The sequence below is a fragment of the Imperialibacter sp. EC-SDR9 genome, from assembly GCF_902498805.1.
Taxonomy (GTDB): Bacteria; Bacteroidota; Bacteroidia; order Cytophagales; family Cyclobacteriaceae; genus Imperialibacter.
The window spans coordinates 185357-207518 of the sequence record NZ_LR701582.1; the positions used below are offsets into that span (position 1 = coordinate 185357).

The following is a 22162-nucleotide window of genomic DNA, read 5'->3' on the forward strand; positions in this document are numbered from 1 at the left end:
AGCTAATTGTAATATTTGCATTTTAATAAGAAGAGAGGTGCAGAAATTATGTATTTTTCCTCAAGAATTTGACTATTAGTAGTTTGCGATTGATCAATGGACAAGATAGAAAATGAGTTTGCTAGCTTTTTTTTGAAAGATGGGATTCTGCATTTTATCTACAAACCCAATACTGAGTTAAATCTGGATGCAGCCAAGAAGGTGGTTGAAGATAGAAAAACTATTCAGAAGGGCAAATCATACCCCGTTTTGTGTGATATACGGGGGCTAAAAGATGTAGATAAGGTTGCCAGAGACTTTCTTGCGAAAGAGGGATCTTCTCTGGTGGACGCCGTGGCCCTTGTGGTTGACTCACCGGCATACGAGTTTATGGCTAACTTTTATCTGAAGGTTAGTAAGCCTGATGTGCCGACAAAAATGTTCAGCTCGATTGAAGAAGCACTCGAGTACATTAAAAAATTCAAGTAGGCTGGTGCAAAAAAAAGGAGCCCGTCTCAAGAAAGAGGGGCTCCCACTATATGATATTTCTTCTTTTAACTTAGGCCAGCACTTCCTTCACTTTGGTGGCGGCATCTTTTAGCACGATGGCTGGGAACACTTTCAGTCCTGACTCAGCAATTATTTTCGCTCCTTCTTCAGCGTTGGTGCCTTGAAGACGAACAATGATTGGTACTTTGATCTCTCCTATGTTTTTGTAGGCTTCTACCACACCTGTAGCTACTCTGTCGCAGCGTACGATACCCCCGAAAATGTTGATAAGGATAGCCTTCACGTTAGGGTCTTTTAGGATGATCCTGAAGCCGGCTTCAACAGTTTTTGCGTTGGCTCCACCCCCTACGTCAAGGAAGTTGGCAGGTTCGCCACCAGAAAGCTTGATGATGTCCATAGTAGCCATGGCCAGTCCCGCACCATTTACCATGCAACCCACGTTTCCGTCGAGCTTCACATAGTTAAGACCTGCTACGCCGGCCTCTACTTCCAAAGGATCTTCCTCCGAAATATCACGAAGCTCAGCTAGGTCTTTGTGACGGAACAAGGCGTTGTCGTCAAGGTTCACTTTGGCATCAACAGCCAGAATTTTGTTATCAGAAGTTTTCAACACAGGGTTGATCTCAAACATGGTGGAGTCACTTCCAATGAATGCATTGTAAAGAGAATGGATAAATTTCACCATTTCCTTTAGTGCGTTGCCTTCCAGCCCCAATTTGAAAGCCACTTTGCGTGCCTGGAAGGGCTGCAAACCAACAGATGGGTCTATCCACTCTTTAATTATTTTCTCAGGTGTATGCGCAGCCACTTCTTCGATGTCCATACCACCCTCAGTAGATGCCATGATAACATTGCTGGCCTTTGCCCTGTCGAGCAAAATACTCATGTAATATTCTTTCGGCTCCGATTCGCCAGGATAGTAAACGTCCTGAGCAATGAGCACTTTATTCACCTTTTTTCCTTCGGGCCCAGTTTGGTGTGTTACCAGCGTACCTCCCAATATTTTTTCAGCCTTTGGTGCCACTTCATTCAGGCTCTTGGCAAGCACCACTCCATTGGAATCGGTTTCCCTTACTTTGCCCTTACCACGTCCGCCGGCATGGATTTGTGCTTTTACAACATACCAGCTTGTGCCTGTGTCTGCATTGAGGGTTCTTGCAGCTTCCAAAGCCCTTTCAGGCGTATCAGCAACGATACCTTCCTGGATGGTAACTCCGTAGCTTTTCAGAATTCCTTTGGCTTGATATTCGTGAATGTTCATCCTCTAATTTTTTTGTGCGAATCTAAGCCATAGGGGGTGCAATTACAAGCTAAAGTTTAATGATGAAGAGATCGGTAGTTATAAAGCCTTGAGGGAAAGGCAATCTTTCTATATTTGCAGGGCAACAATTTTTTAGATGCTAAAAGCGACAGGAATAAAGAAAAAATACGGCAACCTTGAAGTGTTGAAAGGCATAGACCTTGAAATAGCCAAAGGAGAAGTAGTTTCCATAGTGGGAGCAAGCGGAGCCGGTAAAAGCACTCTTTTGCATATACTTGGTAGTTTGGACAATCCAGACGAAGGCACGATAGAACTGTCGGGTAAAGATGTTTTTAAGTTGAGTTCTACCCAACTGGCATCTTTTCGTAACAAAGAGATTGGCTTTGTCTTCCAGTTTCACAACTTGTTGCCTGAGTTTACGGCGCTGGAGAATGTGTGCATACCCGGTTACATAGGCGGCAGAAATGATGACGAGGTAGCAAAGAGAGCAAAGGAGTTGTTGCAGCTTTTGGGCCTGGGTGCCAGGCTCGACCATAAGCCTTCAGCCCTTTCCGGAGGCGAGCAACAGAGAACAGCCATTGCCAGGGCGCTGATTAATAACCCCTCCATTGTTTTTGGTGATGAGCCCAGTGGTAACCTCGATTCTAAGAATGCTAATGAGCTCCACAACCTGTTTTTTAAGATTAGAGAGGAGCTGGGCCACACCTTTGTCATTGTTACCCACAACGAAGAATTTGCCGCTATGGCCGACCGGACATTGGAAATTCAGGACGGCATGGTGCTTACTGATGCGGAAAAATGAGGAGATGGAAGAGCGTGCCGGCAGGGGTAAAGTATATGCTGCTTGCCACACTTCTCTTTGCAATGATGAAGGTTTGCGTGAAAATGGTTCCGCAAATTCCGTCCGTCGAAATCATCCTTTTTCGATCAGTCATATCGTTCATCATTTCATTTATAGGCATTAAAGCTGCAGGTATTTCCCCCTGGGGTAATAACAAACCCATGCTTATTTTAAGAGGGGTGTGTGGTTCTTTTTCGTTGCTGCTCTATTTCCTTTTGATTCAGCAGATACCGCTCGCCACCACCTACACGCTGCTTTACCTTGCTCCCGTGTTTACCACCATTCTGGGTATTTATTTCGTCAAGGAAAAAGTGTTCTCCATGCAGTGGGTGTTTTTTGCCTTGTCAATGCTTGGCGTGCTGATGGTTACTGGTTTCGATATCAGGGTAGAGCCTATTCACTTGCTGATAGGTCTGGCGTCGTCGCTCGGTTCTGGCGTGGCATACAACGTTATTCGCAAACTAAAAACCAGTGAGCATCCACTGGTGATCATTCTATATTTTCCTTTGGTCACTATCCCCATCGCAGGTGTTTATTCCATTTTCATTTGGGAGCAGCCTGTGGGGTGGGAATGGTTCTGGCTCATCATGGTGGGACTGTTTACCCAGTTTGCACAGTATTTTATGACGAAAGCTTACCAGCAGGAGGAACTTTCAATCATCTCAAGTCTCAGCTATCTCGGCATTGTTTATGGGCTTGGATTTGGCTTCCTTTTTGGCGAAACCTTTAATCTGTTGACCTACATCGGCATGGCTTGTGTTGTGATGGGGGTGGTCAGCAATATTTGGTGGAAGAAGAAAGGAGAGGTGTTGAAGAGGAGGAGATCAATAGTGAAGAGCAGTCAGTGACCTGTAAATAGTAATCAGTGATCTGTAAGTAGTAATCGGTAATCAGTGAGGAGTGATGAAGATCGATGGCTTGATGAAATTATCGGAAGGCAAATAGGTGGCTTTAGTATTGGTGATTTTTTTAGTTTTGCTAAATGGAAAGTAATAAATGGTATGTTAGAAGCTTCCGGGATTTGGATGTTTACAAGATTTCAATTAAACTCTCTGATGATATTTTTGCTATTACTAAGAGGTTTCCAAAAGAAGAAATTTATTCGCTTACTGATCAAATTAGAAGATCTTCGAGATCCGTCGGAGCACAGATAGCTGAAGCCTGGGGAAAGAGACGGTATGAAAAGCATTTTGTTAGTAAACTTACAGATGCTGATGCCGAGCAACTTGAAACCCAACATTGGATAGAAGTTGCTCTGAACTGCTTGTATATATCTGTGGATGAGAGGAATACTCGGATTGAACAACGCAATTACATAGGAAAGATGATCTACTCCATGACAGCAAAATCAAAAATGTTTTGCGGTGGCAGTCAAAACGAAACCGATCACTGAATACCAATCACTGATCACAACTCACTAAATTACTGAACACTAAATACCGATAACTATCAATGTCAGGACATAGTAAGTGGTCAACCATCAAGCGGAAGAAAGGTGCGCTGGACGCCAAACGGGGAAAGATATTTACCAAACTGAACAGGGAAATCACTGTCGCTATCAAAGAAGGTGGCCCTAACCAGGAGGCGAATACCAGGCTGAAGATTGCTATTCAGAACGCTAAAGGGGCTAATATGCCCAAGGATAACATCGATAGGGCGATAAAAAAAGCCTCAGGCGACGATGCTGACAGCTATCAGGAGCTGACCTACGAGGGATACGGCCCGCACGGCATTGCTATATACGTGGAGTGCACCACAGACAACCAGAACCGCACAGTACAAAATGTAAGACACGCTTTTACAAAGCATGGCGGAAGTTTGGGTACTAATGGCTCGCTTGAGTTTCTGTTCGAAAGAAAGGGGAGCTTTCAAGTAGTGAAACCGGAAGGCTTTGACGAGGATGAGTTTACCCTAGAAGTGATCGATGGAGGAGCGGAAGACCTGGAGGTGGAAGAGGAGTATGTGACGGTGACTTGTGCATTCGAAGATTTCGGTAAAATGCAGAAGAAGCTTGATGAGATGAATGTGCAGGTGGAGAATGCAGAGCTACAGAGAGTGCCAGCCAACCGCCTAAGCTTGGGGGATGAAGAGTTTGTGAAAGTGATGAAGCTCATCGACGCATTGGAAGATGATGACGATGTGCAGAAGGTATTCCATAATCTCGAAATTACAGAGAGTCAAATGGAATTGATTTGACCTCTTTTAATGTTACTTTCGGATAGGGATTGATACTAAATCAATCCTTTTTTATTTATGAAGATTACCAAAGACTTATACAGTGCTTCTATGGCGCTGCTTACCGACCTTTACCAACTCACCATGGCCTATGGCTACTGGAAGTCGGGCAAGGCAGATCAGAAAGCCGTTTTTAACCTATTCTTTAGAAACAACCCTTTCGGCGGAGGCTATACAGTCGCCTGCGGTTTGGAATATGTCGTCGACTATCTTAACAACTTCCATTTTTCAAAACAGGATCTCAACTACCTGGCTGAAAAAACAGGTAACGACGGGCAACCGCTGTTTGAGCCTGCATTTCTCGAGTATCTGGCCAACCTGAAGTTTACCTGTGATATCGAAGCGGTGCCCGAAGGAACCATCGTTTTCCCTCACGAACCTATGGTGCGGGTGACAGGTTCGATTCTTCAATGCCAACTCATAGAAACGCCGCTCTTGAACCTTATTAATTTTCAAACGCTGGTGGCTACCAAAGCATCCCGCATCTACCAGGCTGCCGGCGGTGATCCGGTCATGGAGTTTGGTTTGAGGAGGGCGCAAGGTATTGACGGAGCGCTGGCCGCTAGTCGCTCCGCTTTTATCGGCGGCTGCACTTCCACCAGCAACGTGATGGCGGGCAAGCTCTTCGGAATTCCGGTAAGTGGCACCCATGCCCATAGCTGGGTGATGTCGTTCGATAGTGAGAAGGAGGCTTTTGAAACTTATGCCGAAGCCATGCCTAACAACACGGTGCTGCTGGTCGACACCTACGACACGGAGGAAGGCATCCGTCAGGCCATCGCTGTCGGAAAGACGATGCAGGCCAAAGGGCAGCAGTTGATGGGTATTCGGATAGACAGCGGTGACCTGGCCTATTTCTCGCAAATGGCCAGAGAGATGCTTGACGAAGCCCGCCTGAAGAATGTGAAAGTTGTGGCCAGCAACGACCTGGATGAAAACCTCATTCAGAGTTTGAAGCTGCAGGAAGCGAAAATTGACGTATGGGGCATCGGCACCAAGCTGGTGACAGCTTATGACCAGCCTGCGCTGGGGGCAGTGTACAAACTGTCAGCTATTGAGAACCATGGCATGTGGCAGTATAAGCTGAAGCTTTCGGAGCAGACGGTGAAAATGAACAACCCAGGCATCCAGCAGGTCAAAAGGTTCAATGACGGCAAGCAGTATGTAGGTGACATGATTTTTGATGTAAATACAGAGCTAAAAAAGAAGAGCCTCATCATTGATCCGATGGATGCTACAAAGAGAAAAACACTGAATGCTGAGAAGTTAAACAGTGAAGACTTGCTGGTGCCGGTTTTTAAAAGTGGCCGTTGTATATATGACCTTCCTGACATCAAGGATATCAAGAAGCGGCACACTGAGCAACTTGGCATGCTCGATAGAAGTGTAAAACGCTTTGTGAATCCACATGTTTACCCCGTAGGCTTGGAGGAAAGCCTTCATAAGGCCAAAACAGAACTGATTCTAAAACTTCGAAAAGTGACTAGCAATGAATAAAGAAGCCCTGATCGTTGTAGACATACAAAACGACTTTCTTCCTGGTGGTGCGCTGGCAGTTAACCAGGGTGATGAGATCATTCCTTTTGTCAATGAGTTGATGGAACAGTTCGACCTCGTCGTTGTTACACAAGACTGGCACCCGGCCAACCACGGTAGCTTTGCGGCTAACCACGAAGGGAAGAAGCCGGGCGAGATAATTGACTTGCATGGACTGCCTCAGATCATGTGGCCGGTGCATTGTGTGCAGGGGTCGAAAGGCGCTGAGTTTGCTTCAAATTTGAATACGACAAGATTTAGGAAAGTATTTCGAAAAGGCACCGACTCCACAATTGATAGCTATAGCGGCTTGTTCGACAACGGGAAGAGGAAGTCGACAGGACTTGGCGAATACTTAAAATCAGAAGGTGTGGAGAAAGTTACTGTGGTGGGGCTGGCTGCCGATTACTGCGTGAAGTTCACCGCTTTGGATGCGAAGGAATTTGGCTTTGAGGTCGTGTTGACTGTGGCGGGCACACGGGCCGTCAATTTACAACGTGGCGACTTTGAAGAGGCCCTGAAGGAAATGGAGAGGGCAGGGGTGGAGGTGAGGAGGTAAGAAGTAATCAGTAAATGGTAATCAGTCACTTTTTACTGATTACCATTTACTATTCACTGATTACTTAACTGAAGCCATATGAAGCAGCAAGTCAACTACACGGTTGCTATAGCCCCACTCGTTGTCGTACCAGGATACCACTTTCACGAAGTTAGCGTTCAGCATGATGCCTGCGTCAGCATCGAAGATAGATGAACGAGCGTCACCAACGAAGTCGGTGCTTACTACCGCATCTTCAGTGTAGCCCATAATGCCTTTCATAGGTCCATCGGCAGCATCTTTCATGGCTTTCTTGATGTCTTCATAAGAAGCAGCCTTCTCAAGACGGCAAGTAAGGTCAACTACAGATACGTCAGGAGTAGGAACACGGAACGACATACCAGTCAATTTACCGTTTAGTGAAGGAATAACTTTTCCTACAGCTTTAGCAGCGCCGGTAGATGATGGGATGATGTTTTGACCAGCGCCACGTCCGCCTCTCCAGTCTTTCATAGAAGGACCGTCGACAGTTTTCTGTGTAGCAGTGGTGGCATGTACTGTGGTCATCAAACCTTCAACGATACCGAACTTGTCGTGAAGCACCTTAGCAAGTGGAGCCAGACAGTTGGTAGTACATGAAGCGTTTGAAACGATATTGATGTTGCTCTTGTATTCAGTGTGATTTACACCCATAACAAACATAGGGGTATCATCTTTAGAAGGTGCGGACATTACCACCTTCTTGGCACCTGCAGCAATGTGCTTCTCAGCAGTTTCTTTGGTAAGGAAGAGGCCAGTAGATTCAACTACATACTCAGCGCTTACTTCATTCCATTTCAAATTGGCAGGATCCCTTTCTGCAGTTACCCGGATCGTTTGACCATTTACCACCAGGTTGCCGCCCTTTACAGACACCTCACCCTTGAACAGGCCATGAGTAGAGTCGTACTTGAGCATATATGCCATATAATCTGGTTCGATCAGGTCATTGATTCCTACGATTTCGATCGAGGGGTTGTTGATAGCCGCCCTGAACACCAGGCGACCTATACGACCGAAACCATTGATACCTACTTTTACTTTTGTCATTTTCAAAAAAGTTTATGGTTATTACGAGAGAGTGCAAATCTAACACCCGTACCCACTAAAAACAAAGAAGTTAGCCGTTAAGGTTCAGTAGTTTTTCAATCATTTTTAGAAAATTTTTCCGCAATGCTTTGCAATTAAAATGAGGCCATATATCTTTGCACCACAATTCAGGAAAGGGGTAGCAAATAATGCAAAACTCGTTCAGGATTGTCCCCAAAATGGTCCGTTCGTCTAGGGGTTAGGACGCCAGGTTTTCATCCTGGTAACAGGGGTTCGATTCCCCTACGGACTACAAAAAGCCGCTGCGAAGCGGCTTTTTTCGTTAATAAGAACTTATGTTTGCTCTACGGGATCAAGCGGAAAATCTGGGATCAAGCAATATTTCTGGGGGATTAATTCGGATCAAGCGGAAAATGGATCAAGCGGAAAACCTGGGGAGTATAGAGAAAGAGTATAATTTTGACGTAAAAAGTGGATCAAAGAGGAGAGGCAGCTTTCTCAAGAGAAGCTTGCATTTGAGGACGGATCACATCCAACGCTTATTCATCGTTTTGAAAATGGGCATAACCTGCCAACAGCGACCGCCATATTTAAACTTGCTGAAGTTCTTGAAGTGGGGTCGGAGTGTTTTGTTGTCGATATATCGAATCTGTTGTTATGTATAAAGCTGGCAATGGATTCAAACGCTTATGCCCGCCATCAAAGGCTCGCTTTTTTCTCAGACGCATCACTTATTTATCTCTGTCTTAATTTTCCTTTATGATTTTTCCGAGTGTTTGATGTATACTATCGCCCTGAAGTACAATGATATACGTGCCGGCATTTAAGTCTTTTACATCATAGATATGATCTTTTCTAAAATGAAATTCTTTGGCAAGTCTTCCATCCAACGTCAATAATCGTATTCTGCTGTTGCTGTCAAGTTCTACCCCTTCTAAACTAAATTGATTCCTCACCGGGTTCGGATAAATTGAGATCGCATTTCCAACTTTTCGGAGTCCGGTGATATCCTCATCTAAATCTGTAACGGTGATGGCCACTTCAAGGGTAGTAGCGTTGCCTGCAGCATCGGTGGCAATCAAATCAATGAGATAGACATTGTCTGCATTACCATCCAGAGGGCTTTCAAAGTCTGGAGCGCTGGAGAAACTAATTGCACCAGCGACTAAGGTAAACAGGCTCTCATCTTTGCTGACACCTAAGCTGAATGTTACGGACTCATCCGCTGTCGCTGTGTAGACTGTGCCTACACTGTTTTCAGCTACGCTGGCAGTAGTGGCTGATGTGATTGTTGGGGCTATCTCGTCTAAATCTGTCACGGTGATGGCCACTTCAAGGGTAGTAGCGTTGCCTGCAGCATCAGTCGCAATTAAATCAATGAGATAGACATTGTCTGCATTGCCATCCAGAGGGCTTTCAAAGTCTGGAGCGCTGGTAAAGCTAATTGCACCAGCGGCTAAGGTAAACAGGCTCTCATCTTTGCTGACACCTAAGCTGAATGTTACCGATTCATTAGCAGTCGCTGTGTAGACTGTGCCTACACTGTTCTCAACTACGCTGGCAGTAGTGGCTGATGTGATTGTTGGGGCTATCTCATCCTGATCTGTCACGGTGATGGCCACTTCAAGGGTAGTAGTGTTGCCCCCAGCATCGGTGGCAATCAAATCAATGAGATAGACATTGTCTGCATTACCATCCAGAGGGCTTTCAAAGTCTGGAGCGCTGGAGAAACTAATTGCACCAGCGGCTAAGGTAAACAGGCTCTCATCTTTGCTGACACCTAAGCTGAATGTTACCGATTCATTAGCAGTCGCTGTGTAGACTGTGCCTACACTGTTTTCAGCTACGCTGGCAGTAGTGGCTGATGTGATTGTTGGGGCTATCTCGTCTAAATCTGTCACGGTGATGGCCACTTCAAGGGTAGTAGCGTTGCCACCAGCATCGGTGGCAATCAAATCAATGAGATAGACATTGTCGGTATTACCATCCAGAGGGCTTTCAAAGTCTGGAGCGCTGGTAAAGCTAATTGCACCAGCGGCTAAGGTAAACAGGCTCTCATCTTTGCTGACACCTAAGCTGAATGTTACCGATTCATTAGCAGTCGCTGTGTAGACTGTGCCTACACTGTTTTCAGCTACGCTGGCAGTAGTGGCTGATGTGATTGTTGGGGCTATCTCGTCTAAATCTGTCACGGTGATGGCCACTTCAAGGGTAGTAGCGTTGCCACCAGCATCGGTGGCAATCAAATCAATGAGATAGACATTGTCGGTATTACCATCCAGAGGGCTTTCAAAGTCTGGAGCGCTGGTAAAGCTAATTGCACCAGCGGCTAAGGTAAACAGGCTCTCATCTTTGCTGACACCTAAGCTGAATGTTACCGATTCATTAGCAGTCGCTGTGTAGACTGTGCCTACACTGTTTTCAGCTACGCTGGCAGTAGTGGCTGATGTGATTGTTGGGGCTATCTCGTCTAAATCTGTCACGGTGATGGCCACTTCAAGGGTAGTAGTGTTGCCCCCAGCATCGGTGGCAATCAAATCAATGAGATAGACATTATCTGCATTGCCATCCAGAGGGCTTTCAATGTCTGGAGCGCTGGAGAAACTAATTGCACCAGCGACTAAGGTAAACAGGCTCTCATCTTTGCTGACACCTAAGCTGAAGGTTACTGACTCATCTGCTGCGGCAGTGTAGGCCGTTCCGGTGGAGTTCTCAGCAACGCTTGCCGCTGTAGTTGAGGTGATTGTTGGGAGCAAATTTGTAACTGTGAGGGCTACTTCAAAGGTAGTAGTGTTGCCCCCAGCATCGGTGGCAATCAAATCAATGAGATAGACATTGTCTGCATTACCATCCAGAGGCATTTCAAAGTCTGGAGCGCTGGTAAAGCTAATTGCACCAGCGACTAAGGTAAACAGGCTCTCATCTTTGCTGACACCTAAGCTGAAGGTTACCGATTCACTAGCAGTCGCCGAGTAGATTGTCCCTACACTGTTTTCAGCTACGCTCACAGAAGTAGCTGACGTAATTGTTGGATCAACAACATCCTGAAACGTATCCAATGCCGCGACATAATTGCGTGGTTGCCCTCCGATACTGGTGAAAGAACCTCCTGCATACACTGTACTACCTGAGATAGCGAGTGAATTTACAGTACTACTCGCTGAGGGATCCCAGTCAGCGACTAGTCCTGTGTTGGCATTTAAAGCCGCAATATAACTACGAGATTGGCCTCCAATATTAGTGAAACTACCTCCTGCGTATATTATTGCTCCAGAGATAGCCAGTGAATTCACCTGATTATCAGCTGAAGGATTCCATACTTTGGCTTCCCCTGTCCCGGCATCCAACGCAGCAATACGACTACGGGATTGGCCTCCAATACTGGTGAAACTGCCTCCTGCATATACCGTACTTCCCGAGATTGCCAGTGAAGTTACCTGGCTACCTGCCGATGCCGAAGGGTTCCATGCCGTTGCTTGTCCTGTAACGGCGTCCAAAGCTGCAATACGACTGCGAGATTGACCTCCGATGCTTGTAAAAAGCCCTCCTGCATATATCGTACTTCCTGATATCGCTAGTGAATTTACTGTGTTATTGGCAGAGGGATCCCAGGCGGTAGCTTGTCCCGAACTGGCATCCAGACCAGCAATACGACTGCGAGACTGACCTCCAATGCTGGTGAAAGTCCCTCCTGCATACACTGTGCTACCCGACGCCACCAGTGAATTCACTGAATTATTGGCTGAGGGGTTCCAGGGGGTGGCTTCTCCTGTGTTAGGATCCAACGCAGCAATATAATTGCGAGATTGGCCTCCAATACTGGTGAAATCCCCTCCTGCATATACCGTGGTACCCGAGACAGTCAGTGAGCTTACTGTATTATTAGCCGAAGGATCCCAGACGGTGATTTGTCCTGCACTTGCATCCCAGGCAGCTAGATAACTACGTGATTCCCCTCCTATGCTATTGAAAGTGCCTCCTGCATATATCGTACTTCCCGAGATCGCCAGTGAATTCACAAAATCATCTGCCGAGGGGTTCCAGTCGGTGGCTTGTCCTGAACTGGCATCCAAAGCAGCGATACGACTGCGAGATTTTCCTCCGATACCAGTGAAGCCACCTGCCACATATACGGTACTTCCCGAGATTGCTAATGAAGTTACAGCACTATTGGCCGAGGGATCCCAGTCGGTAGCTTGTCCAGTACTGGCATCTAAAGCAGCAACATAGCTTCGAGAATGGCCTCCGATGTCATTAAAACTACCTCCGGCATATACAGTATTTCCTGAGATTGCTAGCGAATTTACATGACTACCTACCGATGCCGAAGGATCCCAGGCTGTGGCTTGCCCTGTACCGATGTCTAATGCAGCAATACGACTGCGTGATTGGCCTCCTATGCTGGTGAAATTCCCGCCAACATATACCGTACTTCCCGAGATTGCTAGAGAATTTACAGCACTATTAGCCGAGGGATCCCAGTCTGTGGCTTGTCCTGTGCTTGCATCCAAAGCAGCTATATAACTGCGAGATTGGTTTCCAATATGTGTGAAATACCCTCCCGCATATACCGTACCTTCCGAGGTCGCCAACGAATTCACAAAATGATTAGCTGAAGGGTTCCAGGCAGTGGCTTGTCCTGTACTTGCATCCAAGGCTGCAATATGGCTGCGAGATTGACCTCCAATGATTGTGAAATACCCTCCTGCATATATCATACTTCCTGAGATCGCCATCGAAGCTACCTGACTATTTGCCGAGGGATCCCAGGCTGAGGCTTGCCCAGTACTTGCATCCAAAGCAGCTATATAACTGCGTGATTGGCCTCCAATGCCGGTGAAATTCCCACCAGCATATACCATGCTTCCTGAGATTGTCAGTGAATTCACCGAATTGTTAGCTGAAGGGTTCCAATTTGTAGCTTGTCCCGTACTAACATCCAACGCAGCAATATGACTGCGTGATTGCCCTCCAATGCTGGTGAAATCTCCTCCAGCGTACACTGTACTTCCCGAGATAGTCAGTGAATTCACATAATTATTAGCTGAAGGATTCCAGGTAGTGGCCTGCCCTGTACTTGTATCCAAGGCAGCGACATAATTGCGAGATTGGCTACCTATGCTGGTGAAATCTCCTCCCGCATACACTGTGCTACCCGAGACCACCAGTGAATTAACAACGCCATTCGCCGATGGATTCCATGCCGTGGCTTGTCCTGTATCGGCATCCAAGGCAGCAATAAAACTACGGGGTTGACCACCGATGCGATTGAAAATACCTCCTACATATACTGTAGTTCCTGAGATTGCCAGTGAACGTACAGCACTAGTGGCTGAAGGGTCCCAGGCACTTACTTGTCCGGTACTGACATCCAATGCTGCTATATTACTACGGGATTGGCCTCCTATACTGGTGAAATTCCCTCCTGCATACACCTTATTACCCGAGATCGCTAGTGAATTTACAGAACCATTGGCCGAGGGATCCCAATCAGTGGCTTGTCCTGTGCTGGCATCCAAAGCAGCAATACCACTGTGCGATTGGCCTCCAATACTGGTGAAACCCCCTCCCGCATATAACGTAGCTCCCGAGATCGCCAGTGAACTTATCGTATTATTAGGTGAGGGGTTCCAGTCAGTGGCTTGTCCTGTACTCGCATCTATAGCAGCTATATATCTGCGTGGTTGACCACCGATACTTGTGAATAGACCTCCTGCATACACTGTGCTTCCAGAGATCGCCAGCGAATTTACTAAATTATTGGCTGACGGGTTCCAGTCAGTGGCTTGCCCTGTCCTGGCATCCAAAGCAGCAATAAAAATACGAGATTGGCCTCCAATGCTTTCAAAATAACCTCCTGCATACACCGTACTCTCCGAGATTGCCAATGAATATACAGTCCCACTGGCCGATGGATTCCAGGAAGTGGCTTGTCCGGTACTGGCATCTATTGCGGCAATATTTCTGCGGGACTTGCCTCCAATGCTAGAGAATTGCCCCCCTACATATACAGTGTTTTCCGAGATCGCCAGTGAACTTACCTGATAACTAGCTGAAGGGTCCCAGTCTGTGGCTTGCCCTGTACTCGTATCAAAAGCAGCAATATAATTGAGCGATTGGCCTCCTATGCTGGTGAAATTCCCTCCTGCATATACTGTGCCTCCCGAGATCGCCAGTGAACTTACATAACGATTTGCCGAGGGGTCCCAGGCCGTGACTAGCCCTGTATAGGCATCAAAAGAAGCAATATGACTACGGGACTGGCCTCCAATGCTGGTGAAAGTCCCTCCTGCATACACTGTGCTACCCGACGCCACCAGTGAATTCACTGAATTATTGGCTGAGGGGTTCCAGGTTGTGGCTTCTCCTGTGTCAGGATCCAACGCAGCAATATAATTGCGAGATTGGCCTCCAATACTGGTGAAACTTCCGCCTACATATACTATCGTTCCGGAGATTGCCAGTGAGCTTACCGAATTATTTGCTGAGGGGTTCCAGGTTGTGGCTTGTCCTGTACTTGCATCTATTGCAGCAATATTATTGCGAGATTGCCCTCCGATGCTTTCAAAATAACCTCCTGCATACACCGTGTTTCCCGAGATCGCTATTGAATGTACACTGCCACTGGCCGATGGATTCCAGGAAGTGGCTTGTCCAGTACTTGCATCTATTGCAGCAATATTACTGCGTGATTGACCGCCTATGCTAGTGAAACTCCCTCCAGCATATACTATAGTTTCCGAGACCGATAGTGAATGTACCCCATTGTTGGCCGAGGGGTTCCAGGCTGTGGCTTGTCCTGTACTTGCATCTATTGCAGCAATATTATTGCGAGATTGGCCACCGATGCTTTCAAAATACCCTCCTGCATACACCGTACTTCCCGAGATCGCCAGTGAGGTCACAGTACCACTGACCGATGGATTCCAGTCTGTGACTGCTCCAGTATTAGTGATTTGCGCCAATGCTTCTCGAGGTTCACCCCCCACTTCCGTAAAATCACCACCTATAAACCATCCGCCATTTCCGTCTTCAACCACGGTATTAATCAATCCATTGACTGCCGGGGAGTTGGGAATAGGATTTCCATTGACGTCTATTAAGGCTCCTCGACTACCGGTAAGTGTTGTATTATCTGTGAACCGTGTGAAATCTCCTCCAAGGTACAAAGTATTGTTCTCACGCTGCATTGCGCTGATCGGGCCATTGCTACTCTTGTCTTTGAAAAAAGTGGTTAATTCTCCCGCATGGTTGATTTGTGCCAAACCATCTCGAAACTGAGTTCCTACTTTTGTGAAATTTCCGCTAATAAACCAGCCACCATTTCCATCTTCGACCACAACGTTAATTGGACCATTGACTGCAGGAGAATTTGATACAGGAATTCCATTCACGTCTATTAAAGCTCCTTGAGTATCTGTAAGCGTTGTATTATCTGTCAGCTGCGAAAAACTACCTCCAATGTACAATATGTCGTTGTTTCGCTGTATGGCGTTGATATATCCATTGCTAGTTTCGTTTTCAAAAAAACTGGTTAGCTCTCCTGTACTATTGATTTGTGCCAATCCCCCTCTGGACTGACCTCCCACTTTTGTAAAGTTTCCACCAATAAACCAACCGCCACTTCCATCTTCGATCACAGTATTTATTGTCCCATTAACGGCTGGGAAATTTCTACTAGGTTCGGCATCATTTATATTTAAAGCCGCGCCACTGGTGTTGAACACAGGATTAAAAGAAAGAAAAGCACCTCCTACATACACTATATCGTTGTCCAGTACCAGTGCGTTGACATGGCCATCCAGGTTTAAGTTTTCCGCCCAGTTGGTTACCTCACCAGCCGAATTAATGTGTGCCACATTTCTTCTATCCAAATTACCGACCTTGTCAAAACTTCCACCAATAAAATAGCCGCCTGCACCATCTGATATGGCAGTGTAAACATTGCCATTTGGCAACGGATAATTTGTAGGTAGTAAGCCACTGACGGGATCGAGTGCAGCTCCGAATTTACCTATCTTACCTACTTTGGTGAAATCCCCTCCCAGGTAAACGATGTTATTTGCCTCGTCTATCGTTATTGCTTTTACATTTCCATTAGTCGATATGTTGAAATCTTCAAGAACAAGGCTCTCTTGAGCATTACTTTGACGGACGATGGTAAAAGTTAGCAGTGTAAGAAGCAGACAGTAGACTTTCATTCTAATGTTTATTTATTAATCAATTGCAGTTTAACTTTTAAAATACGGAAATCTTAAAAAAACAAGACTAAGTACTCAAAAATTAGTATTTTCCACCAATTCCATCTCCATTGTCTAACACTCATGGTTACTTTGCTCACCACAAGTATTGAAATTTTTGACTTTATAAACCTTAGGTCTTTTGATGAGCAGATTGAGACCTCGTCGAGATAGGTAAGACCCAACTTTTACATTTTTTTTCGCTCATGTAGCTTTCTACACTAATTCTGAAAAAAGGGGATTTGTTGACTTTGTTTATGAGTGAAAATTGACTTCACTTTATAGGTGGGTGAGGAACCAAATCAAAAAAGGGAGATAGATTAATTATAAGCCTCAATTGTAGAACAGATTTTTGTTTACACGGGACAGTTTATTGCAATAAAAATGTAATAGATAAGCAACAAAAAACGAGTTTAGAAAGTAGCTAGGGTCTGCTTAGTAAACTCATTTTGATAGAAAGTGTGTAACTAAAGATAGCGCAGGAAGTTTTACTGGTTGTTTTATAAAATTTCGATAAAGAATTGATAATGAGCTATTTAAATTGTCTTTACGGGCTGCAAAAAAGCCGCTTTTTAGCGGCTTTTTTCGTTTGTGGCAGCTTGCGCCGCAATGGGTTCACAATGTCATCTCTCAACCGCATTCTCCAGCATCTTCACAAAAGCTGGCTGCTGCCAGGCCGTGCTGTTGTGGCCCATGGAGGTGTAGAAGGTACGACCCCTGCCACTGGCAAGCCACCAGGCTACCGGATGGTCTTTCCCCATACCAAAGTCTTTGTCGGTCATCCACAGCATGTTGCCGCTGGGAAGGATTTTATCTCCGTCAATTGTATAAAGAATATTGAATCCTTTTTTGCGTGGGTTCTCGAAAAACACATACCATTCATCGATATGGGTAAACTGGGGCGCCAGACCGGCGGCAAGTACACTGTCGGCACCTGCCTCAAGCATCACCGTTGTTTCCTGCAACTGGGGATTCAGCGGATGGTGGGAGAAAGTAGCTCCCATCAGGTTATTAGTATACCAGTCCCAGTGATGGGAATTGTCGCCGGCACCGTGGATACCTATCAGGCTGCCGCCATTAGTGACGTAGTCTTCCAGATTTTGCTGCTGTTCATCGTTCAGCACACGGCCTGTGGAATTGTTGAAGATAACCGCATCAAACTGCGCTAGCTGGTCAGGGTTAAAGACGCCGCCATCCTCTGTGTCGTAAAGAAACCAGTTGTTCTTAATGGCCAATTGAGCAAACACCTTTTTACCAGCCTCTATCGATTCTCCGTGTCTGAAGCCAGTAGCTTTGGAGAAGAGCAGCACACTGGTTTGACCTGCCGGAATGGTGAGGTTCGGGGCTTCTGTTTCATATGATACTGGAAAGCCATTCTTCACTTTGTACATGAAGCCTGCCATCAGCCCGATTAGCACCACAACGATACCTAGCACAGACCAAAGAGCTATTTTCAGAATTTTTTTCATGGGTATGCAGTTAATTTTTATCTCTTAATAAATTCAATGGAGGCCAGGCCCGCAAATATCTTCGAGGCATCAGCGCATTTGAACGTGAAAACAAGCGTATGCGGGCCGTCGACCGGGGCAATATCTACGACCATTTCCTTAAAGCCAAGATCAGTCAGGCCTGTCTCGAAGGTGCCTGAGCCTATCTTTTGGCCATCAACGCTGTCAATCAATACATTCATTGAGCCGCCTGAGAAATAGGTGGGGGCCACCACTAAGTTTAGCTTCAGCTTGCCGATTCCTGTCAGGTCGATGTTATCATATTGGAGCACACCATCGTCGCTGGGCAAAGTCATGGTCATGTCTTTCTCAATCCCGGGCATCATGCCTGCCGTTACGTTGAAAGTCATCACATTCTTTTTACGGCTGAACTTGTCTCCGCCGATAATCGGATAGGAGAGCGATAGTACTTTGGTGGCGGTTAGCGGCTTCATGCCATTGGCGCCTTTGTCGGTGTAAGAGGCGGTGAAGATGTAGCTGCCTTCCGTTTCTCCGGCTTTGTGTTTGTTGAGCGCATAGCTTCCTTTGTAGGGAAGGCCGGCGCCTTTAGCGGAGTTTTTGTTCAGTGAAAGGATATAAGCAATCATTTTCTCCGTGTCGGCGGTGCTCAGCTGTGGGTGAGGCGACATCATCAGGTCACCCCATACGCCGGAGCCACCTTTGATGACTTTTTCGGCCAGGGCTTTCACCGCACCTTCGTTGCCTGCATACTTATCTGCAATGGCTGTGAAGGTAGGGCCGACCGATTTTTCGGTAAGAGAATGGCATGCCTTGCAGTCGGAGGTTTCCATCAGCGCTTTACCTACGAGGAATGCTGATGCTTCCATGTTGGCCTGATGCCCCTGCATGATTTCGGTTACATCGTAGCCCCTGGCGAGGTAATCGGCGGTGAAGGTAACAGCCGAGGGGTCGATGCCCTGGTTGATGGCACCGTCTTCAGCATCTTGCACGGTCACTTCATAGTCAAAGGTTGAATTGCTCCAGTAAAATGACTGATTTCCTTTAAAGGTAAGTTTTATCTCGGGCAGATCGTTGCCAGCCAAAACGGCAGCTTCAGCAGTAGATACTTCGCCAGACGGATCCGTTACCGTCAGGCTCACCTTGTACTCACCGGGCGTTTTATACTCGTACACAGGGTTTTTCTCCGTTGATGAACCACCATCACCAAAGGCCCAGGCGTAGGAAAGTGCATCTCCATCGAAGTCTTTAGAGGCCTCTCCACTGAATTGAACGGCAAAAGGTGTTTTCCCTATCATTTTATCCGCTTCAATGACCGCAAGCGGCACCCTGTTGCCTGATGAGTAAGTGATGTGGATCAACCTTGCATCCATATTTTGCGTGAACCAGTTGGTGCCGTATTCAAGGGCATAGAAATCACCCGTGGGACTAATCACCAGGTCGACCATGTTGTTGAACAACATATTGGGCAGAAAGCGCTCCATTCTCACAAAGTCTCCATTGTCATCCAGTGTTACCGCCATTACCCAGCCACGCATCCAGTCGTAGGTGAAAAGCTTTTTGTCGTAGTACTCAGGCAGCCGCTGGTCTGATTCGGGGTAGTGGTCTTTGTAAAAGACAGGGCCAGCCATGGCATTTCTGCCGCCTTCACCCACCAACGGGTACTCGGTGGATTCAGCATAGGGATAGTAGTACAATGGAGGGGTAGCCGGTGGTAAATCCTTTGCTCCGGTATTGTTGGGGGAGGTGTTGACGGGCTTTTTTGGGTCAAACAGCGGGCCGGTCTTGTTGTTGGTGTAGTCGTAGTGATTATAGGGGAAGTTGTTGCCTATAAAATAAGGCCACCCAAAGTTACCTGCCTTTTTGGCCTGATTGAGCTCGTCATAACCCCGGGAGCCAAAGCCAGCGCTGTCTTTGGCGGCATCGGGCCCCACGTCACCCCAGTAGAGGTAGCCGTTTTTAGGGTCAATTGATATTCTGAACGGGTTCCGTAATCCCATTACGTAAATCTCTGGCCTTCCTTTTGCGGGGTCAGTGAAAAGATTGCCATCAGGAATTGAGTAGGTACCGTCGCCTTCAGGCTTGATGCGGAGTATTTTTCCACGCAGGTCGTTGGTATTGGCCGACGATTTCTGTGCGTCCCATGGTGACCGGCCTTCGCCTTCGTCAATTGGGCCATACCCGGTGGCACGAGGGCTGGTGTTGTCTCCCAGCGACACATAAAGCAACCTGTCCGGGCCAAACTCTACAGAGCCGGCCGAGTGGCAACATTCCTGCCGCTGCGTGGGCACGGTCAGTAGCACCTTTTCGGACCCATAGTGCAAAGAGTCACCTTCAAAAGTGAAGCGGGAAAGGTGCTGCTTCGGTTCGTCACCAACCGGAGAGTAGAACAGGTAGATCCAGTGGTTGCTGGCGTAGTCAGGATCAATGGCAAATCCCAACAGGCCATCTTCCAGTTCACTGTGTACCGGAAAAGTGGTGACAAGCTTCACACTGTCCGCCCCTTTCTTGAAGAGCTTAATAGCCCCTTTCCTTTCTATAAAAAGGATGTCTTCATTGGGGAAAATATCAAGTTCCATTGGCTCATTCAGGTTGAAAGCAAGTACATTTTTCTGGAACCGGTTCTCTTCCGGAGCAACCCTCGAATTGTTATAGTCAACGGGTGTTCCGGGCCCCGCAGCATATTGGATGCCGCCCCAAAGCATTGTCAGGAAGTCCTGATCTTTCCATGCTTCATTCGTGTGTCCCAGGCCTGTGTACCACGACCTGCCTCCGTCAAAATCACGGTACCAGGTGATGGGATGATTTTCACCGTTCGTGCCACCTTCATAAGACAGCTCATCGAGATTGAGCAATACGTTGATGTCAGACTTGATCTCTTTATAGTTGTACCACTCGTCGGTGCGGGGCCAGCTTTCGGGTAGGTGTTGTGTAGAAAGATGGGTTTTGTCCACCACCCGCACCGTGGCATCTCTTACATTCGGATCGGAGGGGTGGCCGTTGAAATAAGCACCCACCAGTTCGCCGTACCAGGGCCAGTCATATTCTGTGTCGGCGGCAGCATGGACGCCCACAAATCCGCCACCTGCCTGGATCCAGCGGTTCATCTCCAGCTGCTGGGCGTCGTTGAGCACATCGCCAGTGGTGTGCAGAAACACGATTACGTTGTAATTCTGAAGGTTGGCTTCGTTGAAGTCATCACTGTTCTCAGTGGTGTCAACGGAAAAGCCATGCTGTTTTGCCAGCTCAAGTATGGCTGTTTTTGCCGCAGGTATGGACTCGTGGCGAAACTCCGCCGTTTTGGAGAAAACCAGCACTTTGATGTCACGTGTGTCCCGGGTAAAGTAAAAGTAAGCGGCGGCGACAAGCACGGCCAATGTCAGCAGGATGATGTAGCGTTTTTTCATAATGAAAGCTAATAATTTAAACTAACAGGAATGGAGGCCAGGTTAGCTTTTTTGTTACATTTGTTAAAGTTTAATAAATAAAGGTAACTGCTTTATTATTAACATTTATTAAATTTTAATAAATAAATTTTGCTCTGTTGAAAACTATGAACGGTTTGCAGGAAATAAGACATTTTTTAGAGAAGGGGTACCAGGACTACCGGGCTAACGTCTCAGTTGATTGCACAATTTTTGGTTACCACGAAGGCAAGCTCCAGGTGCTGCTGCTTAAAAACAAACTGTTGTCTCAATGGAGCCTGCCGGGAGGCTATGTGAAGCATACGGAAAATCTGGATGAGGCGGCTGCCAGGGTAACGGCAGAAAGAACAGGCATCGAAAACCTTTTTCTGAAGCAGTTCAAGGCGTTCGGAGATCCAGATAGAAACAGGCTGGACGGTTTCGACCCTGAGAAACTTTATGAAATGACGGGCGTCAGGGTAAATGGAGATAGCTGGCTGGCTGGGCAGGCCGTAACTATTGGGTTTTATGCCATTACCGACATCGTGCATGCTCAGCCCAAAGCCGATATATTTTCCAGCGAAAGCCAGTGGTTTTCTATTGATGAGCTTCCTCGTTTGGCCTTCGACCACAATGAGATTGTGCGGGAGGCGCTTTTTAATATGCGGATACACTTGTATCATTTCCCTATTGGAAAAAACCTTTTGCCGCAGAAATTTACGCTAAAGGAGATCAGGCTTTTTTACGAGGTGATGTCTGGAAAAACCCTCAATGCTTCCAATTTCCCCAATAAGTTGATTTCTATTGGTCTGATCAAAAAGACCGATGAAAAGCTGAAGATCGGAGCTCATCGCTCACCCACCTTCTACACCTTCAACGACGAGGTGTATGAAAAAGCGCTGGAAGAGGGAGTGGTGCTGGTGTAGGCAAGAAAAACTCCTGAGTTCCGCACTGGGACACCCAAATTAGGGAAAGTCGAAAAGCTGTGCTAATTGTTTTTGTTCGTCCTTTATAAGGATTGTTTTCTTGACAGGACTTTTGGAAGAAGGTGTAATGACTTGGA

General features: G+C 46.7%; 14 protein-coding genes and 1 tRNA gene. 10 read left to right on the plus strand and 5 right to left on the minus strand.

What is annotated here, in order from left to right:
• Positions 1 to 96: 96 nt before the first annotated feature.
• A complete protein-coding gene (locus GC130_RS12095) occupies positions 97 to 468 on the plus strand; it encodes a hypothetical protein (RefSeq protein WP_151998570.1) in 372 nt (123 codons plus the stop codon).
• A 70-nt stretch (positions 469 to 538) separates the two neighbouring features.
• Here the strand turns inward: GC130_RS12095 and sucC are convergent, their stop codons facing one another.
• Entirely contained in the window at positions 539 to 1750 is a 1212-nt protein-coding gene (gene sucC, locus GC130_RS12100) for an ADP-forming succinate--CoA ligase subunit beta (protein ID WP_151998571.1), read from the minus strand.
• 136 nt (positions 1751 to 1886) lie between these two features.
• On the opposite strand from sucC, the gene GC130_RS12105 reads away from it, so the two are divergent.
• From GC130_RS12105 to pncA, 6 genes are all read left to right on the plus strand, one after another.
• Positions 1887 to 2552, plus strand: coding sequence for an ABC transporter ATP-binding protein (locus tag GC130_RS12105; RefSeq protein ID WP_151998572.1), 666 nt, complete (start codon positions 1887 to 1889; stop codon positions 2550 to 2552).
• Positions 2549 to 3439, plus strand: a complete 891-nt coding sequence (locus GC130_RS12110) for a DMT family transporter (RefSeq protein ID WP_226940451.1) — start codon at positions 2549 to 2551, stop codon at positions 3437 to 3439. The genes GC130_RS12105 and GC130_RS12110 overlap by 4 nt, the downstream gene beginning before the upstream one ends.
• Positions 3440 to 3573: 134 nt before the next feature.
• Complete coding sequence (locus GC130_RS12115; RefSeq protein WP_151998573.1) at positions 3574 to 3984, plus strand: four helix bundle protein; 411 nt, start codon at positions 3574 to 3576, stop codon at positions 3982 to 3984.
• A gap of 59 nt (positions 3985 to 4043) precedes the next feature.
• The gene (locus tag GC130_RS12120; RefSeq protein ID WP_151998574.1) at positions 4044 to 4787 is read left to right on the plus strand and encodes a YebC/PmpR family DNA-binding transcriptional regulator; all 744 of its coding nucleotides are present in this window, start codon (positions 4044 to 4046) and stop codon (positions 4785 to 4787) included.
• A gap of 57 nt (positions 4788 to 4844) precedes the next feature.
• On the plus strand, positions 4845 to 6323 hold the full coding sequence (locus GC130_RS12125) for a nicotinate phosphoribosyltransferase (protein WP_151998575.1): 1479 nt from the start codon (positions 4845 to 4847) through the stop codon (positions 6321 to 6323).
• Positions 6316 to 6921 (plus strand): bifunctional nicotinamidase/pyrazinamidase, encoded by a 606-nt coding sequence (pncA, locus tag GC130_RS12130; protein ID WP_151998576.1) that lies wholly within the window; start codon positions 6316 to 6318, stop codon positions 6919 to 6921. Before GC130_RS12125 ends, pncA begins: the two co-directional genes overlap by 8 nt.
• Positions 6922 to 6981: 60 nt before the next feature.
• Here pncA and gap read toward each other — a convergent pair whose 3' ends face one another.
• On the minus strand, positions 6982 to 7989 hold the full coding sequence (gap, locus tag GC130_RS12135; protein ID WP_151998577.1) for a type I glyceraldehyde-3-phosphate dehydrogenase: 1008 nt from the start codon (positions 7987 to 7989) through the stop codon (positions 6982 to 6984).
• Positions 7990 to 8209: 220 nt separating this feature from the next.
• Here gap and GC130_RS12140 point away from each other — a divergent pair.
• Both GC130_RS12140 and GC130_RS29245 read left to right on the plus strand, forming a co-directional pair.
• A tRNA-Glu gene (locus GC130_RS12140) sits at positions 8210 to 8281 on the plus strand.
• A 183-nt stretch (positions 8282 to 8464) separates the two neighbouring features.
• On the plus strand, positions 8465 to 8752 hold the full coding sequence (locus GC130_RS29245; protein WP_151998590.1) for a helix-turn-helix transcriptional regulator: 288 nt from the start codon (positions 8465 to 8467) through the stop codon (positions 8750 to 8752).
• On the opposite strand, the gene GC130_RS12150 is transcribed toward GC130_RS29245, so the two are convergent.
• From GC130_RS12150 to GC130_RS12160, 3 genes are all read right to left on the minus strand, one after another.
• On the minus strand, positions 8736 to 16190 hold the full coding sequence (locus GC130_RS12150; protein ID WP_151998578.1) for a T9SS type A sorting domain-containing protein: 7455 nt from the start codon (positions 16188 to 16190) through the stop codon (positions 8736 to 8738). The two genes, GC130_RS29245 and GC130_RS12150, sit on opposite strands and share 17 nt — an antisense overlap.
• A 662-nt stretch (positions 16191 to 16852) precedes the next feature.
• Positions 16853 to 17698, minus strand: coding sequence for a ThuA domain-containing protein (locus GC130_RS12155; RefSeq protein WP_151998579.1), 846 nt, complete (start codon positions 17696 to 17698; stop codon positions 16853 to 16855).
• A gap of 17 nt (positions 17699 to 17715) precedes the next feature.
• Positions 17716 to 21102, minus strand: a complete 3387-nt coding sequence (locus GC130_RS12160) for a ThuA domain-containing protein (RefSeq protein WP_151998580.1) — start codon at positions 21100 to 21102, stop codon at positions 17716 to 17718.
• Positions 21103 to 21248: 146 nt separating this feature from the next.
• On the opposite strand from GC130_RS12160, the gene GC130_RS12165 reads away from it, so the two are divergent.
• The gene (locus tag GC130_RS12165) at positions 21249 to 22025 is read left to right on the plus strand and encodes an NUDIX domain-containing protein (protein ID WP_151998591.1); all 777 of its coding nucleotides are present in this window, start codon (positions 21249 to 21251) and stop codon (positions 22023 to 22025) included.
• Positions 22026 to 22162: the final 137 nt, after the last annotated feature.